Source organism: Dankookia sp. GCM10030260, from assembly GCF_042666655.1.
Lineage (GTDB): Bacteria > Pseudomonadota > Alphaproteobacteria > Acetobacterales > Acetobacteraceae > Paracraurococcus.
In genome coordinates this window covers 88,684-108,460 of sequence record NZ_JBHTDE010000012.1, presented here as the reverse complement: position 1 = coordinate 108,460, position 19,777 = coordinate 88,684, and the positions used below count along the sequence as shown (strand labels likewise).

The window sequence follows — 19,777 nt, the reverse complement described above, 5'->3', positions numbered from 1 at the left end:
CGAGGCGGACGTGCGCACCGTAGTCGCCACAGCCCGCCTCGCGCCGAACACCAGCGTCTTTGGCGCCATCCTGACGACTGTCACGGCCTGACCGCTACGTCGCAGAAGTCAGGGGGTGGGTAATTACCTACGCATGGGCGCCATATATTTGTGTCAGCAATATCAACAGCAGATATTGTAACGCTTTTGTTAAGAAAATACGCAGATTTATCTGAGGATGCTAATAGACTACAAGCTTCGACGTCGCAGGAAATCATACAGCGCATTAAGACTTTCCAGCCTTGGGGCGTTGAGTCAGAGCAGTTGGAGACTGCAACAGCTACGCTCAACGATGTTCGATCGCATATCGAGACGATGGAAATCGCTCGTCAAGCCATAATGGCGCCTATTGACGAAGTAAAAGAGTTAGTAGAAAGGCTATTTCAGCATAGCGGCATAAATTTTGGACCAAGAATGAGCTTTGGAGACGCAGCAACAGCTGTGAATTCTGATGTCATGTCTGCGGGTGAAAAACAAATGTTGAGTTTCGTATGTTATAATGCTTTTTACAAAAACAGCATTATATTCATCGATGAGCCAGAGCTTAGTTTGCATGTTGACTGGCAGCGCCAAATGTTTACCATACTCGGAAGGCAACAATCAACTAATCAATTCATAATTGCTACACATTCTCCATTTATATACAGTAAATACCCAGATAAAGAGATCGAGATATCGTCAGATCGTGGGAATGTTGGTTAATATGGCCCGTGCTCGCAAAGTACCATACCCTTCGCCACAAGAAATTATTGCAACTATTTCTAAGTCACGCTTTCCATCTATTGTGACTGAAGGAGATGACGATGTAATTGTTCTTAGGAGGCTTGAGGATGAATTTGCAGATATAGGTCTAACGATTATTCCTGCAGGTGGAAGGGACGCTGTTCTGGCGACTTACGAACTTCGTGCGATGCTTCCAAGCAGCGCGCAAGCATTGTTTATCGCTGATAGAGATCTCTGGGTTATATCAAGCGTTCCTGATCATTACGTTTCAGATGAAATCTTGTTCACAGACGGCTATTCTATAGAAAACGATATGTTTGTAGACGGCAGTCTGGAAGAATTACTTGTGGGATCTGCGCGCGCAAATTTTTTGCGTGAACTAGAGATTGTTTGTTCTTGGTATGCGATAGCAGCAAATAGAATTTTGAGGCAGCAAGATGAACGTCTTGATGTGCACCCAAATGAACTATTCGAGAGCTCTGCTCGGCGAAATGCACTGTTGCAGCTTGAGCCACATGAAGAAAATCCAGAATTTCTTGCCCAATCTATCCGAGAAAACTACATTCGCCTCATGCGTGGAAAAACATTATTTGCTTTGCTGATTCGTCAGCTGCCTGGATACAATAATCGCACACTTCTAAATATTGGAGCCTCGCGAAAAGGCGCTCTTTTCAAAAAAATAGTTCGTAAAGTTGAAAGTTATTTCCTTCAGAATCAAGATAATCATATACGTTCTGTAGCATAAAGCTAAGTCTGTATTATTGAGAAGAAATATTATTTCCAATAAGGAGTTCTTCAATCTCATCGATCAATGTTTGATCTCTTGGTATCTACTCCCGGAGCTAGTTGTAATCCGCTTTTGAACAACCAGCTGGTCGCCGCCTATGCCTTGATCTCCCCCGCCACCCTGGTCACCGCCAACCACCGCGAATTCCAGCGCGTCCCCGGCCTCGCACTGGAGGACTGGCTCACCCCGTAATAGGTATTTTTTCCTTGCGTTCCCGCACCGTCCCGGGCTAGCCTCGCCCCCAGGCAAGACCCGGGGAGACCAGCATGCCCAGCCCAAGCCGCACCGCCCCGCGCCGCCGTCCTGGCCCGACCGGCGCCCCCCGGCCTTGTCCGCCCGCCGCATCCCGGATCCAGCCGGAACGGCGCTTAAAGCGATTTTATCGCCCAATTCCTCAACCCCACCGCCGCGAAGCCGGCCTTTGCCTTGGCCTTGCGGCGAACCGGGCCGGGCCGGCCTCAACCCGGTTCAGCCGGCCTCAACCGGATTGAGGCGTTTGAGGTCCCGCCGCCCCGCCCGCCGGGGCTTTGTCCGAAAGCCGCAATCCCGCACCGCCTCGCCCGGATGCACCCTACCGCCGGCATTGCCCGCGCCCTGGGCAGCCGCCGCGCCGCAGCCCCGCTTACGCCCCCGCCCGGGGGGTGGCGCGCCGCTCCCGCCATGCCAAGCTGCCGCGGCGGACGGAGCCCGGCGCATGGCAATCCTCGACCCCATCGAGTTCGAGCTGTTCAAGAACGCCCTCTTCTCCATCGCGGACGAGATGGCGCTGACCGTCCACCGCACGACCTACTCGGCCGTGCTGAAGGACAACATGGACTACTCCACCGCCTTCTGCGACGCGGAAGGCCGGCTGGTCGCGCAAGGCCTGACCCTGCCGAGCCATCTCGGCTCCATCCCGGAAGCCCTGGCCGCGGTGATGCGCCGCTACCGCGACACGATGGCGGAGGGCGACATCTTCGTCCTCAACGACCCCTTCGAAGGGGGCATGCACCTGCCCGACATCTTCCTGTTCCAGCCGATCTACATGGACGGGGAACGGGTGGCGATCGCCGCGACCATCTGCCACCACACCGATGTGGGCGGGCGGGTGCCGGGCTCGAACGCCTCCGACAGCACGGAGATCTACCAGGAAGGCCTCCGCATCCCGCCGCTGCGGCTCTACGAGCGCGGGGTGCCGAACGCCACGCTGCATGCGCTGATCGAGCGCAACGTGCGGGTCCCGGTGAAGGTCTTCGGCGACCTGCGGGCGCAGCTGGCGGCCTGTACCATCGCCGACCGCGCCTTCAAGGAACTGGTCGGCCGCATTGGCCTGGCGCAGACCCGCTTCTACATGAACGAGCTGCTGGACTACGCCGAACGCCTGACCCGCGCCGCGCTGCGCGACCTGCCGGACGGCGAATGGCGGTTCGAGGACCACATCGACGACGACGGGGTGGAGGTGGGCAAGCCCATCCCGCTGCGGGTGCGCATCGCCAAGACCGGCGACCACATGCTGGTGGACTGGACCGGGACCAGCCCCCAGGTGAAGGGCGCGATCAACAACACCTTCTCCTATACCCGCTCGGCCGCCTATTGCGCGGTGAAGTCCATCCTGCCGGCCAACATCCCGAACAACGAGGGCTATTTCCGCGCGATCGAGGTGATCGCGCCCAAGGGCACCATCGCCCATGGCGAGCTGCCGGCTGCCTGCGCGGCGCGCGGCCTGACCGGCTTCCGGATGGTGGATTGCCTCTTCGGCGCGCTGGCCCAGATGCTGCCCGACCGCGTCGGCGCGGCGGGCGACGGCGGCAATATCGGCGTCTCGATCGGCGGCTACACGCCGGCGCGGCAGCCCTTCATCTATGTGGACTTCACCTGCTCCGCCTGGGGCGGAAGGCCCTTCGCCGATGGCTGCGACGGCAATAGCCACATGTTCGCCAACATGGCCTCGCCCAGCATCGAGGTGACCGAGGCCGAGCAGCCGATCCAGATCCTGAAATACGAGTTCCTGCCGGATACGATGGGCGCCGGCCAGTACCGCGGCGGTGCGCCCTTCTGCCGCGAATACCGCTTCCTGGAAGCCGAGGGCATCCTGCAGGTCCGCGCCGACCGCCGCGCCTTCCTGCCCTTCGGCCTGCAGGGGGGCGGGGCCGGCGCACCCTCGATGAACTGGCTGGTGCGGGACGGGGCGACGGAGCCGCTGCCCTCCAAGTTCTGCATCACCCTGAAATACGGTGATGTCTTCCGGCTGGAGGTCCCGGGCGGCGGCGGCTGGGGCGACCCCTTCGCCCGCGATCCCGCTGCGGTGCTGGCGGATGCACGCAACGGGCTGGTCTCGGTGACGGCGGCGCGGGCGGCGTACGGCGTGGCGATCGCCGCGGACTGGACCCTTGATGCCGCGGCGACGGCCGCCCTGCGCGCCAGGCCCCGCGCCCCGCTGCCCGCCATCACCCGGGAGCGCGCGGCATGACTTGGCGCGTCTCGGCCGATATCGGCGGCACCTTCACCGACCTGGTCGCCATCGGCCCGGGCGGCGCGCTGCGGACCAAGAAGGTCTCGTCCAGCGTCGGCGACTATGGCCGCGCCATCGTCGAGGGCCTCAGCGAGCTCTTCGCCGAAGCCGGCTTCGCGGCGGCGGAGGTGGAGGAGGTGCTGCATGCCACCACTGTCGCCTCCAACGCCATCCTCGAGCACAAGGGGGCGAAGACCGGGCTGATCACCACCGAGGGCTTCCGCGACGTGCTGGAGATCCGCACGCTGCGGATGCCGCGGCTCTACGACCTGCGCTGGGAGAAGCCGGCACCGCTGGTGCCGCGGCACCTCCGGCTGGGCGTCGCCGAGCGGGTGAATGTGCGGGGCGGGATCGAGACGCCGCTGGACGAGGCCGGCGCCGTCGCCGCCGTGGACGCGCTGCTGGCCGAGGGCGTCGAGGCGATCGCCGTCTGCTTCCTGCATTCCTACGCCAACCCGGCGCATGAGCGCCGGCTCGGCGAGATCATCGCCGCCCGCGCGCCCGGCCTGCCGGTCTCGCTCAGCGTCGACGTGCTGCCCGAGATGAAGGAGTACGAGCGCACCTCGACCACCGTCATCAACGCCTATATCGGCCCCGTGCTTGGCCGCTACCTGAACTCGCTCTCGCGCGACCTGGCCGGTGCCGGGCTCGGCGCGCCGCTGCTGCTGATGCAGAGCTCCGGCGGGCTGATGCCGGCGGCGGAGGCGGCGCGGCTGCCGGTGCATGTGGTGGAGAGCGGCCCCGCCGCCGGCGTCATCGGCGCGCAGGCCCTGGCCAGGCGGATCGGCCTGGCCAACGCCATCTCCTTCGACATGGGCGGCACCACGGCGAAGGCCGGGGTGATCGAGAGCTTCGAGGTCACCCGCGCCGGGGAGTACAGCGTCGGCGGCGGCATCATGGTCGGCTCCCGCCTGTTGTCGGGGGCCGGCTACCAGCTCAAGGTCCCGGCGATCGACCTGGCCGAGGTCGGCGCCGGCGGCGGCTCGCTGATCTGGCTCGATGCCGCGGGTGCGCCGCAGGTCGGACCGGAAAGCGCGGGCGCCTTCCCCGGCCCGGTCTGCTACGGCCGCGGCAACGCCCAGCCGACGGTGACCGATGCGAATGTCGTGCTTGGCTACCTCAACCCGCATGCGCTCGTCGGCGGCGCGCTGCCGATCGATGCCGCGGCGTCGCGCGCCGCGATCGCCGCCAAGGTTGCCGGGCCACTCGGGCTGAATGCGGAGGATGCGGCGCACGGCGCGCACCTGATCGCCGCCTCCAACATGATCCGCGCCATCAAGGCCGTGTCATCGGAACGCGGCCGCGACCCGCGCGCCTTCGCGCTCGTCGCCTTCGGCGGCAACGGCCCGCTGTTCGCCGCCGGCATGGCGCGGGCGCTGGGCATGACGCGGGTGGTGGTGCCGCCCTCGGCCGGCGTCTTCTCCGCGGTCGGCCTGCTCGCCTCGGATGTCGAGGTGCATCTGTCGCGCTCCTGGCGGCGCCTCACGCGGGGCCTCGACCCGTCCGCGCTGGAAGCGGCCGCCGCGGCGCTGGAAGCCGATGCCCGTGCCCGCCTGGCCGCGCAGGGCTTCCCGCCCGCCCGCATCGAGATCCGCCGCGCCGCCACGCTGCGCTATCAGGGCCAGTCCTTCGAGCTGCAGGTCGGCTTCGCGGCGGGGGAGGGGCCGGCCATCGTCGAGGAGCGCTACGGCGCCGAGCACGAGCGCACCTATGGCCACCGTGCCGGTGCCGAGGAACCGGTGGAGTTCGTCACCCTGCAGGTGATCGGCATCGGCCTGCCGGACCGCCCACGCATGCCGGATCGCCTGGCGCCGCACGCCATCGCGCCGACCCAGCCCGCCCGGCCGGCCTATTTCGGCCGCGCGCTCGGCTGGCGGGAAACCGCCGTCGTCGCCCGCACCGCGCTCGCCACGCCCATGCCGGGTCCCGTCATCATCGAGGAATACGACTGCACCTGCCTGGTGCCGCCCGGCGCGACCGCATCGCTCGACGGCTTCGGCAACATCATCATCGACATCGAGGGGGAGCCACTGGCATGAGACACCTGCTTCTTGGCGCGGTCGCCGCGCTGGCGGTGAACGCGACGGCCTCGGCGCAATCCGTGCCGGCCGGCCCGAAGGTCGGCGTGGTCGCGGTGACGCAGCCGCTGCCGACGCAGCCGCAATACACCCGCGTCGACATCCCCGTGCTGAAGGAAGGCCTGCCGGCGAGGAGCGGCGGGCGGATCGAGGTGCAGCTTTCGACGCATGCCGAGCGCAACCTCTCCGGCACCGAGCTCGTCCGCCTCGTCCGCTCCGGCCAGGCCGATATCGGCGCGAGCACGCTGACCACGCTGTCGGGCGACGTGCCGATCCTCGACGGCGTCGACCTCGCCGGCCTCGCCCCCGGCATCGGCGATGCGCGCAGGATCGCCGAGGCGATGCTGCCCGTGGTGAACAAGGACCTCGAGCGCTTCGGCGCCCGGCTGATGGTGATCTATCCCTTCCCGGCACAGGTGGTCTATTGCCGCGCGGCCTTCACCAGCCTGGCTGACCTCAAGGGCCGCAAGGTCCGCACCTTCGGCAATTCGCTGGTGGACTTCTTCACCGCGCTCGGCGCCCAGCCGGTCTCCATCGGCTTCCCCGAGGTCTATTCGGCGCTGGAACGCGGCGTGGTGGACTGCGCCATCACCGGCACCGGCAGCGGCGTCGCCGCGCGCTGGCCGGAGGTGACGTCGCATATCTCCAACCTGCCGGTGTCCTGGGCGCTGGCCGGCTACATGGTCAACCTTGCCTGGTGGAACAAGCTGGACCCGGCAGTGCGCTCGGCGCTGGAGGCGGCCTTCGCCGAGATCAACGACAAGCAATGGGCGCTGGGCGATGCCGCGACGCGCGACGGGCTGGACTGCGCCACCGGCAAGGCCGAGACCTGCAAGATCCACACCCTGGCGACGCGGCCGATGACCGAAGTCCAGGCGACCGACGCGGACCGCGCGGCGTTGCGCGAGATCCTCGGCAAGAATGTCCTGCCCGGCTTCGTCAAGCGTTGCGGCGCACGCTGCGGCGAGGTCTTCAACCAGGTGATCGGCCCCATCGCCGGCGTGCGCTTCGGCGGGTGAGCGGCGCGACCGCGCTGCGCCTAGCGCAGGGGCTGCGCAGGGGCGTGTCCACGCTCGCCGCCTTCATGGCCCATGTGGCCGGCTGGAATTACGTCGCCTGCGCGCTGTTCATCACCTTCGACGTGGTGGCGCGCAGCCTCTTCGGCTTTTCGTCGAAGGCCACCATCGAGATCACCGGCTACATGCTGGCCGGTGGCATCGCCTGGGGGCTGGCGCACACGCTGGCGCGGCGGGCGCATATCCGCGTCGATGTCTGGGTGAACCGCCTGCCGCTCGGCCTCCGCGCGGCGCTGCACCTGCTGTCGCTGCTGCTGCTGGCGGTCTTCGCGGCGTTCTGCGCCTGGGCCGCCTATGGTCTGGTGGAGGAAAGCCTGCTCTTCGATGCGCATGACAACAGCGCGCTGCGGGTGCCGCTGGTGCTTCCCCAGGGTATCTGGACCTTCGGCATCCTCGCCTTCTGCGCGATGATCCTCGTCCTGACCATCGAATCAGTGCTGTCGCTGCTGCTGGGCCGCAGCGAGGACCTGGATGGGTTGCTCAGCTCCCGCACCATCGATGACGAGGCCGCCGAAGCGCTGGAAGCGGTCGAGATGGCGCGCGAGGGGGCGCGATGATCGCCGTCGTCTTTCTCCTCGTGCTGCTGGCGGCCGCCATCTTCGCCGCAGCGACCGGCGGCCAGGCGGTCCCGGTGGTGGAGATCCTGGCGCTGACCGGCGCCTTCCTCGTCTTCTTCGGCGCCGGCGTCTACATCGCGGCCGTGCTCGGGCTGCTCGGCATCCTGATCGGCCTGACCTTCTCCGACCGGCCATGGTGGGCCTTCGCCGGGCAGACGCTGTGGGGGCCGTCTTCCAACTTCGTGCTGGTGGCGGTGCCGCTCTTCCTGCTGATGGGCGAGATCCTGCTACGGGCCGGGCTGTCGGACCGGCTGTACCGTGCGCTGAACGTCTGGCTGAACCGGCTGCCGGGCGGCCTGCTGCACACCAATATCGTGTCCTGTGCGGTATTCTCGGCGATCTCGGGGAGTTCCGTGGCGACGGCCGCGACGATGGGTTCCGTCGCGCTGCCCTATTTCAACAATTCCGCCTATAGCCAGCGCATGGTGCTCGGCTCGCTCGCCGCGGGCGGTGCGCTGGGCAACCTGATCCCGCCGGGCATCACCTTCATCATCTACGGGCTGATCACCGAGACCTCGGTCGGCGCGCTGTATATCGCCGCGCTCCTGCCATCGCTGCTCGTCACCGGGCTCTTCATCTGCGTCATCCTGGCGCATGGCCTGACCCATCCGATGGAGAAGCCGCCGCGGCTGCCGCTCGCCCTGAAGCTCCGCGCCCTGGTCGACCTGGTGCCGACGCTGCTGCTGATGCTGCTGGTGCTGGGCTCGATCTATGCCGGCTTCGCCACGCCGACCGAGGCGGCGGCGCTGGGCGTCGTCGGCGCGGCCCTCTTCGCCGCCATCGAGGGCAAGCTTACCTTCCGCCTGCTCAACGCCAGCGCCGAGGCCACGGCGCGCAACACCGCCCTGCTTGGCCTGATCATCTTCGGCGCCTACCTGCTGAACTACCTGCTGACCGCGATCAACGTGCCGCAGACGCTGGCCGGCTTCATCGGCGGGCTGCCGCTGCCGCCCTGGGCGATCATGGCCTGCATCCTGGCGCTCTATCTGGCGCTCGGCACCTTCATGGAGGGCTTCTCCATGATCATCACCACGGTGCCGGTGGTCTTCCCGATCGTCACCGCGCTCGGCTACGATCCGATCTGGTTCGGGGTGATGGTGACGATGCTGGTGGAGATCGCCCAGATCAGCCCGCCGGACGGGACCGTGATGTACGTGCTGCAGGGGATGCGGCCGAAGCCGGGGCCGATCACCGATGTCTTCGTGGGCGTGACGCCCTTTCTCGCCGCCTATCTGCTGGCGGTGGCGCTGCTGATGATCTGGCCGGGGATTGCGCTCTGGCTGCCAGGCATTATGGGCTAGGATATGATCGAGCGACCCGTCCGCATCGCCGTCGACATCGGCGGCACATTCACCGACCTCCAGGTCCTCGATGCCCGCGACGGCAGCGTGCGCGCCTGGAAGACCCCGACGACGCCGGAGGATCCCTCCATCGGCCTGCTGCGCGGCGTGGCCGAGGCGGCGGAGCGCTTCGGCTTCGCGCTGGCCGATGTCGGCCTGCTGCTGCACGGCACCACCATTGCCACCAATGCGGTGCTGGAACGCAAGCTGGCGCGCGGCGTGCTGCTGACCACGGCGGGCTTCGAGGACGTGCTGGAGATCACCCGCCATGTGCGGCGCGACCTCTACAAGGTCGATCTCGATCCCTTCCCCTGCCTGATCGAGCGCGACCGCCGGATCGGCGTGCCGGAGCGCATGCGCGCAGACGGCACGGCGGAACGGCCGCTCGACGAGGCGGCGGTGCCGGCGCTGCTGGCGCGGCTGGATGCGCTCGGCGCGGAATCGGTCGCCGTCTGCCTGCTGCATGCCTATGCCAACGCGGCGCACGAGCACCGGCTGAAGGCGCTGATCCAGGCGGCGCGGCCGGCATTGCCGGTGTCGCTCAGCAGCGAGATCAGCCCCGAGATCCGCGAGTACGAACGCAGCAGCACCACCGTGCTGAACGCGCTGCTCATGCCGGTGGTGAAGGCCTATCTCGACAAGCTGGAGGCACGGCTGGGGGAGGGCGGCTTCCATCCGCTGGTCTTCCTGGTGCAGTCGAACGGCGGCGTCTGCAGCCTGAGACACGCCGCGGAACAGCCGGCGCGGCTGTTGCTCTCGGGCCCCTCGGGCGGCGCGCTCGCCGCGGGGCGGATCGCGCAGTTGCTGGCGCGGCCGAACCTTGTCGCGGTCGACATGGGCGGCACCAGCTACGATGTCTCCGTCGTGCAGGGTGGCCGTGTTTCCGTCGTGACGCAGGGCGAGATCGACCGGCTGCCGGTGCGCCTGCCGATGGTGGAGATGCGCACCATCGGCGCCGGCGGCGGCTCCATCGCCAGCGTGGACCATGGCGGGCGGCTGACGGTCGGGCCGCGCAGCGCGGGCTCCCACCCCGGCCCGGTCGCCTATGGCCGGGGCGGGAGGGAGCCGACGGTGACGGATGCCAACCTGGCGCTCGGCCGGCTCGATCCGGACTACTTCCTCGGCGGGATGATGAAGCTCGACATGCCGGCGACGCGCGCGGCGATCGCGGCCAAGGTCGGCGGACCGCTGGGGCTCGAGGTCGAGCCTGCGGCGCTGGGCATGCTGACCGTGGTCAACGCCAATCTCGGTGCCGCCGTGCGGCTTTCGCTGTTCGAGAAGGGGCTGGATCCGCGCGACTTCTCCCTGCTGTCCTTCGGCGGCGCCGGCGGGCTGCATGCGACGGACGTCGCCGCCGAGATAGGCATCCGCGAGGTGATCTTCCCGCGCGAGCCGGGAACCCTGTCCGCCTACGGCATCCTCTACAGCGACCTGGTGCAGGACATCGCGCGGTCCCGTGTCATGCCGGCGGTGGCGGCCAGCCTGCCGGCCATCAAGGCGCTGGTGGACGGACTGCGTGCCGAGGCGGATGCGGGACTGGCGCGCGACGGCGTGGCGCCGGAGCGGCGCGAGATCGCGGTTGCCGCCGACATGCGCTACCACGGCCAAGCCTTCGAGCTGCTGGTTCCCTGGCCGGATGCGCTGGACCTGCCCGCTCTGCTGGCGCGCTTCCACGCGATGCACCGCCAGCGCTTCAGCTATGCGGACGAGGCCGAGGCGGTGGAGATCGTCACCCTGCGCGCCATCGCCACCGGCCGCCTGCCGAAGCCGGATGCGGCGGAGGCGGTGCCGGCGGCGCGCCCGGCGCTGAAGGGCAGCCGCCGTGTCTTCGAGGACGGCGCCTGGCGCGACGTGCCGGTCTGGGACCGCGAGGCCCTGCCGCCCGAGGATCGCATCGTCGGGCCGGCGCTGGTCGAGGAGGCTTTCGCCACCCATTGGATCGGCCGCGGCTGGACCGCGTGCCTCGGCGCCGCCGGCGCGCTGGTCGCAAGGAGCGATGCATGACTCTTGGACCCATCGAGATCGAGGTCATCCGCAACGCGCTGACCGCCGCCGCGGCGGAGATGGACGTGACGGTCTGGCGGACCTCGCGCAGCACCATCGTGCGCGAGCTGCTGGACTATTCCACCGCCGTCTTCGACGCCGACGGGAACAACCTCGCGCAGTCGGCGCGCATCCCCAGCCATCTCAACAGCATGTCGCATTTCCTGCGCGAGCTGCTGGACAAGTATGTCGATCCGGCGAGCTGGGGGCCGGAGGATGTCGTCATCTCCAACGACCCCTATTGCGGCGGCCAGCACCTGCCCGACATCTGCGCCTTCAAGCCGGTCTTCCACGAGGGCCGGCGCATCGCCTTCGTCGGCACGCTCTGCCACCACATCGATGTCGGCGGGCTGGTCGCCGGCAGCTATGCCGCCAAGGCGATCGAGATCTTCCAGGAAGGCCTCCGCATCCCGCCGCTGAAGCTGATCGAGAACGGCGTCCGCAACGAGGGCGTCTGGGCGATGATCCGGCAGAATATCAGGAAGCCCGACCTGCTTCTGGGCGACCTGCAGAGCCAGATCGCGTCGCTGGAAGTCGGTGCCGCGGCGCTGCGGCGGCTGGCGGTGCGCTACGGCGCCGAGGGGATGCTGGAGGCCGGGGTCCGCATCCTCGACATGAGCGAGGCGGCGATGCGCGCCGCCATCGCCCGCATGCCGGACGGGACCTACGAATTCACCGACTGGCTCGACGACGACGGGATCGACCTCGACAAGCCGATCAGGCTGCATGTGGCGCTGACCATCGCCGGCGACCAGATCAGCGTCGATCTGTCCGGCTGCTCGCCGCAGGTGCAGGGGCCGACCAATGCAACGCTGGCCAGCAGCAATGCCGCGGTGATGTTCGCCGTGATGTGCGCGTGCGACGAGCCCTTCGCCGCGAATGCCGGCTGCTACCGGCCGATCAGCACCTTCGCGCCGGAAGGGCTGGTGGTGAATGCCCGCCATCCGGCCCCGGTGGTGCACCGCATCGCCGTCACCCACCGGCTGCTGAACGCGATGTTCGGCGCGCTGCACCAGGCGGTGCCGGACCGCATCCCCGCCGCCTATTACGGCAATTCCTATGTCTGCACCTTCCAGACCGTGGCTGCCGACGCGAGGCGGGAGGTGCTGGTCGAGATCGAGATCGGCGGCACCGGGGCGCATCCGGCGAAGGATGGCGTGAACGCGCTGTCCTCCGGCATGCACAACAACAGCAACATCCCCGTGGAGATGATCGAGGCGCAGGCGCCGCTGACCATCACCCGCTACGAGCTGCTGGCCGATTCCGGCGGTACCGGGGCGCGGCGCGGCGGGCTCGGCCTGCTGCGGGAATGGCGCGTCGACAGCCCGCGGTGCTTCTTCACCGCCAACATGGACCGCTTCGTCCATGCGCCCTACGGGCTGGCCGGTGGCGGCCCGGCCAGCACCGGCAAGCTCGTGCTGACGCGGGACGGCGCCGAAAGCCCGCTGCCGCCGAAATCCGACAATGTGCCGCTGCAGCGAGGCGACCGTGTCCGGCTGGAGACCTCGGGCGGCGGCGGCTTCGGCGATCCGGCGGCGCGCGATCCGGCGGCGCGGACACGCGACCTCGCGCTGGGCTACGTCACGCGGTGAGCTTCGACCCGCGCGCGCATCGCCTGGTGCCGGAGCAGCGCTGGTTCGAGGATTTCGTGCTCGGCGAGCGCTTCCCGCTGCCGAGCCGCACCATGACCAGCGGGTTGTTCGCCGCCTTCCAGGCGGCCTCGGGTGACAACCACCCGATCCACTACGATGCCGAGTATTGCAAGGCGCATTGCTTGTCCGGGATGCTGGCGCATGGCTACCAGGTGGCGATCCAGACCTGCGCCGGCGCCGGGCTGTTCCCGCACATGGTGGAGGAGTCGCTGAAGGGTTTCCTCGAACAGTCCAGCCGCTTCCTGCATCCGGTCGTGCTGGGCGATACGCTCTATCCTCTGCTCGAGGTGGACGAGGTCACCCCGCAGCGGAGCACCGGCATCCTCGGCCTGCGGGCGACCATCCACAACCAGCACGGCGTGCAGGTGCTGGAAGGCCGCCATCGCTACCTGCTGCGGAAGCGCCCCGCCTAATCCGCCTGCCGCAGCCCGGAGGCCGTGATCAGCTCGGCATACTTCGCCACTTCCGCCCGCGCATAGGTGCCGAAGGCGGCGCGGTCGAGGTAACGGATCGGATGCGAGGCGCGGGTCATCGTCTCCACCACGCTGGGCGTGCGGAGCGTCCGCGCGCAGGCGCCGTCCAACCTGTCCAGCACCGCATCCGGCGTGCCCGCCGGCGCAAACAGGCCGGTCCAGAGCGGGAAGACCAAGTCGTGTCCCTGCTCCCGCATCGTCGGCGCATCGGGCATGTCGGCGCTCCGCCGCTCGGCGAAGACGGCGATGGCATGCAGGCCGTATTGCTGCACCAGGTTGGCCTCGGCGGTCAGCATGAGCACCGTGCCGGATTGCATCGCCAGCACGCTGTCGCCCGAGCCGCGGAACGGCACGTGGTTCATCTCGATGCCGAGCGCCCGGGTCATCCCGGTCATCGCCAGGTGCCCCAGCCCGCCGACGCCACCCGAGGCATAGGGCAGCTGGCCAGGCGCCGCCTTGGCCCGCGCGGCGATGTCGGCCACCGTGCGGATGCCCGAGGTCTTCGGCGTCATCAGCGTCGCCGGCGCTTCCGCCACCAGGCAGACCGGTATGAGCTGGTCGGCGCGGTACGGCGCATTGGCGCGGAAGCTGGGCTGGATGGCATAGGGTGCCATCGAGGTCAGCAGCAGCGTCGTGCCATCGGGCTTCGACCGCACCACCTCGGCCGTGCCGATGGTGCCGGTGGCGCCGCCGACATTGCGGATGATGAGCTGCAGGCCGAGCTCCTCGGCGAGCACAGGCTGGATCAGGCGGCCTATGATGTCGGTCCCGCCGCCGGCCGGCCATGGGATGATCATCTGGACCTGGGCAATGGCCTGCCCCGACAGCAGCAGCAATCCAGCCGCCATGGCGGCCAGACGCGATGTCATTGGCATCCTTTCGTCTCCTCTCCCGTCGGTTCCGCTTGTGGTCGCGGATCCCGTCGGGAGAGGCTAGCGAAACCGCTGCCGGAACTTCAAGCGATCAGCTTGCGGACGTAGCGCCGGGTGCCGCGGAACAGCGGGCGGATGCGCTCGCACCAGGCCGTGCTGCGGCCGGCGATCCATTCGGGCGATTGGTTCACCTCCGGCCGCTCGAAGCGGTAGGCGGCCAGCAGGTTCGGCCGGCCGTCGTCCAGCCGCCTGTAGCGGGTGCCGCCGATGCAGCCGGGCACGCTGGTGAGCAGCGGCAGGTGTTCCTTCTCGTACCATTCGTAGACCGCCGGCAGGTCGGCCTCGGCGATGTCGAGCTCGACCGTGTAGAGGAACGGCGCCGGGCGGCTCACATCGCCGAGCGAGGCGATGAAGGCATAGGGGATGCCGTCGTGGGCGCCGGCCGGCGGGTTCTCCAGCCAATGCCAGGTATCGGCCGGGTTCTCCAGGTCCTGGTAGCGCGTGCCTGCGCCGCGTCCGGGCTGGATCAGCAGGTCGGCCATCGGGTTTCCTCCTGTCGCTTGTCGGGGCAGTATCCCCGCCAACGCGAAAACGACAAGCGGAGGAAGCATCGCCATGGCCCGCATCCCCTATGCCGACCCCGAGGCGCCCGAGAACCGCGAGGCTGCGGCCCATATCGTCGCCAGCCGCAGGAAGCTGGGCCACCTGCACCGGATGCTGCTGAACAGCCCAGCCGTCGCCCGCGGCTGGATCGAGATGTACGACGCGGTGCGCTGGAAGACCGAACTGTCGGGCAAGCTGCGCGAGCTGGCGATGTGTCAGGTCGCCGCGATCAACGGCGCGCAGTACGAATGGGCGGCGCATGCACCGATCGCGCTGCAGGAAGGTGCCACCCAGGCGCAGCTGGATGCGCTGCCGGACTGGTCGCAGCAGGGCGCGCTGTTCGATGCGACGGAGACGGCGGCGCTGGCATTGTGCGACGCCATGACGCGCCACGTGCATGTGCCGGAGGAGATCTTCGCCCAGGTCAAGGCCGCGCTGCCGCCGCGCGAGGTGGTGGAGCTGGTCGTCACCATCGCCGGCTACAATTGCGTCTCCCGCGTTCTGGAAGCGCTGGAGATCAATGGCGCGGACCCGCTGTGATGCAGGGCTTCGAATGGCTGGCGCGCAGCCTCAAGGCCTCGGGCCAGACGCATTTCTTCTTCGTCGATGCGGTGCTGCGGCGCACCCTGCTGGAGCTGGAACGGGTCGGCGTGCAGCCGGTCCTGGCGCATACCGAGAAGGCGGCGGTCTATATGGCCGATGCCTATGGCCGCGTCTCCGGCCGGCCCGGCGTGGTGGCGGCGCAGTCGGTCGGCACGGCCAACCTCGCGGCCGGGTTGCAGGATGCGTATCTCGGGCGCAGCCCGGTGCTGGCGCTGACCGGGCACAAGCCGATCGGCCATCAGCACCGCAATGCCTACCAGGAATTGGCGCATGCACCACTCTTCGCGCCGGTCACCAAGCATGCGGCGCAGGTGCATGAGGCGGCCGACCTGCCGCGGCAGTTCCGCCAGGCCTGGGCGGCGGCCGTCGCCGCGCCGCCGCGGCCGGTGCATCTCGACCTGAACGGGCTGATGGGCGAGTTCGTCGAGACCAGCGAGACGCCGGAGCCGCCGGCCGCGCTCGGCGCCTGGACCGCGCCGCGGCATCGGCCGGCAGCGGACCCCGCGGCGGTGCAGGCGGCCGCGTCGGCGCTGCTGTCCTCGCAGCGCGTGGTCATCGTCGCCGGCGACGGCGCGGCGCTGTCCGGCTGCGGGCCAGGGGTGCTGGCGCTGGCGGAGGCGCTGCGGGCGCCGGTCGCCACCTCGCTCGGCGCGCGTGGGATGGTGTCCACGCGCCACCCGCTGCATGTCGGCGTGGTCGGCAATTACTCGGCGCCGCCGGCCAACCAGGTGGTGTATGCGGCCGATCTCGTGCTGTTCATCGGCTGCGATACCGGCGATCAGGTGACGCATACCTGGCGGGTGCCGAAGCCCGGCACGCGGGTGGTGCAGATCGACGCCGACCCGCTGGAATTCGAGCGCAGCTACGCGACCGAGGTCGCGTTGCTGGGCGACCCGCGGGCGGCGGTGGCGGCGCTGGTCGCGGAGATCGGCCGGCCGGCGCGGGATGGCGGGTTCCTGACCGAGGCGCAGGGCATCATGGCGGCCTGGCGCACCGGGATCGCGCCGCGGCTGGCGAGCGACGCGGTCGCCATCGACCCGGCGCGGCTCTGCGCCGAGATCTCCCGCGCCCTGCCGGCGGACGGCATCCTGGTTGCCGATACCGGCTATTCCGGCATCTGGACCGGCACGCTGGTCGAGCTGGAACCGACCCAGACCTATCTTCGCGCGGCGGGCTCGCTCGGCTGGGCCTTCCCGGCCTCGCTCGGCGCGAAATGCGCAGCGGCGGAGCGCAAGGTGGTCTGCTGGTCGGGCGACGGTGCGCTCTACTACCACCTGCCGGAACTGGAGACCGCGAAGCGGCGCGGCATCGCGGTGACGCTGGTGGTGAACAACAATTCGGGCTTCGGTCAAGGCTGGCCGAACTACCTGAAGCAGGCCGGCAACCGGCCGGTGGCAGCCGAGCAGGTGCTGCGCTTCGGCCCGACCGACTTCGCCGCCGTGGCGCGGCAGTTCGGCCTGAAGGGCATCCGCGTCGAGCGGCCGCAGGACCTGGCGGGCGCGCTGGCGGAGGCGATGGCCTGCGACGAGACCTGCGTGGTGGATGTCGTCACCGACATCGACTGCCGGGCACCCGAACCATGGACACCGAAGGAGAACACGTAATGGCACGCGTAGCGGTCATCGGCGCCGGCACCATGGGGCATGCGCTGGCGCTGGTCTTCGCGCTCGGCGGCCACCGGGTGCGGCTGACCGACAGCAACCCGGCAACCCTGGCCAAGGCGCAAGGCTTGATGGAGACGGCGCTGGCCACCCTGGTCGAGGGCGGCGAGGCGCCGAAGGACTGGACCTCGGGCCACCTTGCCCAGGCGGTGACGCGGCATGAGAGCCTGGAAGAAGCGGTGGACGGCGCCGAGCTGATCGTCGAGGCGATCATCGAGGTGCCGGAGGCCAAGCGCGCGCTTTATGCACGGCTCGACGCCTGCGCCCCGGCGGACGCCATCATCGCCAGCAATACCAGCCACCTGGATGTCTTCCCGCTGATCCCGGAAGCGCGGCAGGCCAAGGCGCTGATCGCGCATTGGTACACGCCGCCCTACCTGGTGGACCTGGTGGACATGATCCCCGGGCCGCAGTGCGAGAAGGCGGCCTTCGACAGCGTCTTCGCCATGCTGAAGACCATGGGCAAGCAGCCGCTGGGGCTGAAGAAATTCGTCCCCGGCTATGTCGCCAACCGCATCCAGGCGGCGATCGGGCTCGAGGTGCAGAACCTGCTCGACGAAGGCGTCGCCACGGCGCCCGAGATCGACGCGGCGATCATCCATGGCTTGGCGCTGCGGCTGCCGATCCTCGGCTTCTATGCCAAGGCGGATTTCACCGGACTGCCGCTGATGCAGGCGGTGGCACGGAACAAGAGCTACACGCCGCCGGTGCCGAAGGGCGGCAGCCCGGTGCTTGATGCGCTGATCGAGGAAGGCCGCACCGGCGTGCTGGCCGGCGCCGGCTACTACGACTGGCCCGGCGACCCGGCCGCGCTGTTCGAGGCACGCGACCGCCGGCTGATCCAGTTGAAGCAGGCGATGCGGGAGATCGGCACCATGGCAGGGCTGGAGCGCAGCGAATGATCCGCTACGAACTCACGGGCAGGACGGCGCTGGTCACGGGCGGTGCCTCCGGCATCGGCCTGGCGCTGGTGACGCAGCTGGCGCGCAACGGCGCCAGGGTGGCGATCAACCACCTGGCCGAGGACGCGCGCGGGCCGGAACAGGTGGAGAAGCTGCGGGCCGAGGGGCTCGACGTGATCTCCGCCCCCGGCAATGTCGGCGACGCCGCGGATGGCGTGCGGATGGTGGAGCAGGCGGTGGCCGATCTCGGCCGGCTGGACTTCCTGGCGAACAATGCCGGCACGCCGGGCAGCCGGACCAGCATCGCGCCGAAGGAGCTGGACCGCATCACGGACGAGCTGTGGGACACGCTGCTGCAGGTGAACCTCGTCGGCGTCTTCCGCTGCACCAAGGCGGCGGCGCCGGCGCTGCGGGCGGCCAAGGGCGCGGTGGTGAACACCGCCTCGATCGCCGGGCTCGGCTCGGTCGGGTCCTCCATGGCCTATGGCGCGACCAAGGCGGGCGTGGTCAGCCTGACCAAGAACCTGGCGCGTGCCCTGGCGCCCGAGGTGCGGGTGAATGCCGTGGCGCCGGGCGCGGTGGACAGTTCCTGGATGATCGAATGGTCGAACGAGCAGCGCAGCGGCTCGATCGACAAGGCGCTGCTCAAGCGCCGCTGCACGACCGACGACCTGGCGGAGGTGATGCTGTTCCTGCTGGCAGGTGCCGCGATGGTGACCGGGCAGACGGTCACGGTGGATGGCGGGCTGACGCTGGGCTGATCAGCCCTGCGGCAGCACCACGACGGTACCGCGCTTGGTGCCGGCTTCCACGGCCTCATGCGCGGCGGCCGTCCCGGCCAGCGGGAAGGTCGCCGCCACGCGGTGCAGCCGGGTGCCTGCCCGCAGCCAGGTCGTGATGTCCTCCATCGCCTGCCGGCGTGCCGCGGCCGGGGCGCTGTTCAGCACCACGCCGCGCAGGTTGACGTTCTTCCGCATCAGCGTGCCGGACACCGGGATCGGCGGCGTCGGCCCGCCGCGGCTGGCATAGCCGATGACGCTGCCGTTCAGCGCGATCACGCTGGACCACAGCGCGAGGTTGCCGGCGACGTCGACCTCGACGATGCGGTCGACGCCGGCGCCGCCGGTCGCCGCCAGGATGCGCTCGGCGCAGTCCGGCGCGCGGTAGTCGAACACCTGTTCGGCGCCGGCCGCCTGGGCATCCGCGGTCTTCCAGCCGCCGCTCGCCGTCGCCAGCACCTGCGCCGCGCCGCCCCAGCGCGCCAACTGCACCGCGTAATTGCCCACCGCGCCGCCGCCGCCCGAGACCAGCACCCGCAGCCCCGCCACCGGCCCGTCGGCGCAGAGGCAGCGATGCGCCGTCATCGCCGGAATGCCGAGGCAGGCGCCGACCTCGAAGGGCACGTCCTCCGGCAGGTCGTGCACGCAATCGGCCGGCACGCAGGTGAACTCCGCCGCGGTGCCGAAGGGCCGGAAGCGCTGCGCGTTGTAGAGCCAGACGCGGCGGCCGAGCAGCGCCGGGTCGGCGCCGTCGCCCAGCGCCTCGACGAAGCCGGCGCCGTCGCTGTTCGGGACGATCAGCGGGAATTCGTTGGCGTAGGAGGTCCCGGCGCGCCGGTAGGTATCCGCCGGGTTGACGCCGGAGGCGAGCAGCCTGACCCGGACCTCGCCCGGGGCGGGCAGGGGCAGGGGCCGTTCCCCGAACTGCAGTACCTCCCGCGCCGGGCCGGTCCGCTCGTACCACACTGCGCGCATGCTTCGCCCTCCCGCTTGCTTCGCGCTATCCTGCGGCAGGCGGCCGGGGTTTGACATCCCGCC

The 19,777-nt window shown here is 68.7% G+C and carries 17 protein-coding genes; 14 read left to right on the top strand and 3 right to left on the bottom strand.

Annotation, left to right across the window (positions count from 1 at the left end):
• Positions 1-150 precede the first annotated feature (150 nt).
• The 10 genes from ACFQS7_RS25395 (at position 151) to ACFQS7_RS25350 (ending at position 13,259) form a co-directional block, all read left to right on the top strand.
• Positions 151-741 (top strand): AAA family ATPase, encoded by a 591-nt coding sequence (locus ACFQS7_RS25395; protein WP_380069950.1) that lies wholly within the window; start codon positions 151-153, stop codon positions 739-741.
• Complete coding sequence (locus ACFQS7_RS25390; RefSeq protein ID WP_380069949.1) at positions 725-1,507, top strand: hypothetical protein; 783 nt, start codon at positions 725-727, stop codon at positions 1,505-1,507. The genes ACFQS7_RS25395 and ACFQS7_RS25390 overlap by 17 nt, the downstream gene beginning before the upstream one ends.
• 736 nt (positions 1,508-2,243) lie before the next feature.
• A complete protein-coding gene (locus ACFQS7_RS25385) occupies positions 2,244-3,998 on the top strand; it encodes a hydantoinase B/oxoprolinase family protein (protein ID WP_380069948.1) in 1,755 nt (584 codons plus the stop codon).
• Entirely contained in the window at positions 3,995-6,079 is a 2,085-nt protein-coding gene (locus ACFQS7_RS25380; RefSeq protein WP_380069947.1) for a hydantoinase/oxoprolinase family protein, read from the top strand. The genes ACFQS7_RS25385 and ACFQS7_RS25380 overlap by 4 nt, the downstream gene beginning before the upstream one ends.
• Positions 6,076-7,137, top strand: a complete 1,062-nt coding sequence (locus tag ACFQS7_RS25375) for a TRAP transporter substrate-binding protein (RefSeq protein WP_380069946.1) — start codon at positions 6,076-6,078, stop codon at positions 7,135-7,137. The genes ACFQS7_RS25380 and ACFQS7_RS25375 overlap by 4 nt, the downstream gene beginning before the upstream one ends.
• Positions 7,138-7,181: 44 nt before the next feature.
• Positions 7,182-7,751, top strand: a complete 570-nt coding sequence (locus ACFQS7_RS25370) for a TRAP transporter small permease subunit (RefSeq protein WP_380069945.1) — start codon at positions 7,182-7,184, stop codon at positions 7,749-7,751.
• Positions 7,748-9,112: a TRAP transporter large permease gene (locus ACFQS7_RS25365; RefSeq protein WP_380069944.1), complete on the top strand. Its 1,365-nt coding sequence runs from the start codon at positions 7,748-7,750 to the stop codon at positions 9,110-9,112. Before ACFQS7_RS25370 ends, ACFQS7_RS25365 begins: the two co-directional genes overlap by 4 nt.
• A gap of 3 nt (positions 9,113-9,115) precedes the next feature.
• Positions 9,116-11,155, top strand: coding sequence for a hydantoinase/oxoprolinase family protein (locus ACFQS7_RS25360; RefSeq protein ID WP_380069943.1), 2,040 nt, complete (start codon positions 9,116-9,118; stop codon positions 11,153-11,155).
• A complete protein-coding gene (locus ACFQS7_RS25355; protein WP_380069942.1) occupies positions 11,152-12,786 on the top strand; it encodes a hydantoinase B/oxoprolinase family protein in 1,635 nt (544 codons plus the stop codon). The genes ACFQS7_RS25360 and ACFQS7_RS25355 overlap by 4 nt, the downstream gene beginning before the upstream one ends.
• Positions 12,783-13,259 carry a MaoC family dehydratase gene (locus ACFQS7_RS25350; RefSeq protein ID WP_380069941.1) on the top strand — a complete coding sequence of 159 codons (477 nt, stop codon included), beginning with the start codon at positions 12,783-12,785 and terminating at the stop codon, positions 13,257-13,259. Before ACFQS7_RS25355 ends, ACFQS7_RS25350 begins: the two co-directional genes overlap by 4 nt.
• Here ACFQS7_RS25350 and ACFQS7_RS25345 read toward each other — a convergent pair.
• Complete coding sequence (locus ACFQS7_RS25345; protein WP_380069940.1) at positions 13,256-14,188, bottom strand: Bug family tripartite tricarboxylate transporter substrate binding protein; 933 nt, start codon at positions 14,186-14,188, stop codon at positions 13,256-13,258. The two genes, ACFQS7_RS25350 and ACFQS7_RS25345, sit on opposite strands and share 4 nt — an antisense overlap.
• 86 nt (positions 14,189-14,274) lie before the next feature.
• The gene (locus tag ACFQS7_RS25340; protein ID WP_380069939.1) at positions 14,275-14,733 is read right to left on the bottom strand and encodes a hypothetical protein; all 459 of its coding nucleotides are present in this window, start codon (positions 14,731-14,733) and stop codon (positions 14,275-14,277) included.
• A gap of 73 nt (positions 14,734-14,806) precedes the next feature.
• Between ACFQS7_RS25340 and ACFQS7_RS25335 the strand changes: the two genes are divergently transcribed.
• From ACFQS7_RS25335 to ACFQS7_RS25320, 4 genes are read left to right on the top strand one after another with little or no spacing between them, the layout of a single operon-like run.
• Positions 14,807-15,334 (top strand): carboxymuconolactone decarboxylase family protein, encoded by a 528-nt coding sequence (locus ACFQS7_RS25335; protein ID WP_380069938.1) that lies wholly within the window; start codon positions 14,807-14,809, stop codon positions 15,332-15,334.
• A complete protein-coding gene (locus tag ACFQS7_RS25330) occupies positions 15,334-17,001 on the top strand; it encodes a thiamine pyrophosphate-binding protein (RefSeq protein ID WP_380069937.1) in 1,668 nt (555 codons plus the stop codon). Before ACFQS7_RS25335 ends, ACFQS7_RS25330 begins: the two co-directional genes overlap by 1 nt.
• Positions 17,001-17,960: a 3-hydroxyacyl-CoA dehydrogenase family protein gene (locus tag ACFQS7_RS25325; RefSeq protein ID WP_380069936.1), complete on the top strand. Its 960-nt coding sequence runs from the start codon at positions 17,001-17,003 to the stop codon at positions 17,958-17,960. The genes ACFQS7_RS25330 and ACFQS7_RS25325 overlap by 1 nt, the downstream gene beginning before the upstream one ends.
• The gene (locus ACFQS7_RS25320) at positions 17,957-18,721 is read left to right on the top strand and encodes an SDR family NAD(P)-dependent oxidoreductase (protein WP_380069935.1); all 765 of its coding nucleotides are present in this window, start codon (positions 17,957-17,959) and stop codon (positions 18,719-18,721) included. Before ACFQS7_RS25325 ends, ACFQS7_RS25320 begins: the two co-directional genes overlap by 4 nt.
• On the opposite strand, the gene ACFQS7_RS25315 is transcribed toward ACFQS7_RS25320, so the two are convergent.
• The gene (locus tag ACFQS7_RS25315) at positions 18,722-19,714 is read right to left on the bottom strand and encodes an NADPH:quinone reductase (protein WP_380069934.1); all 993 of its coding nucleotides are present in this window, start codon (positions 19,712-19,714) and stop codon (positions 18,722-18,724) included. It lies immediately after the preceding gene.
• Between the last annotated feature and the right edge of the window lie 63 nt (positions 19,715-19,777).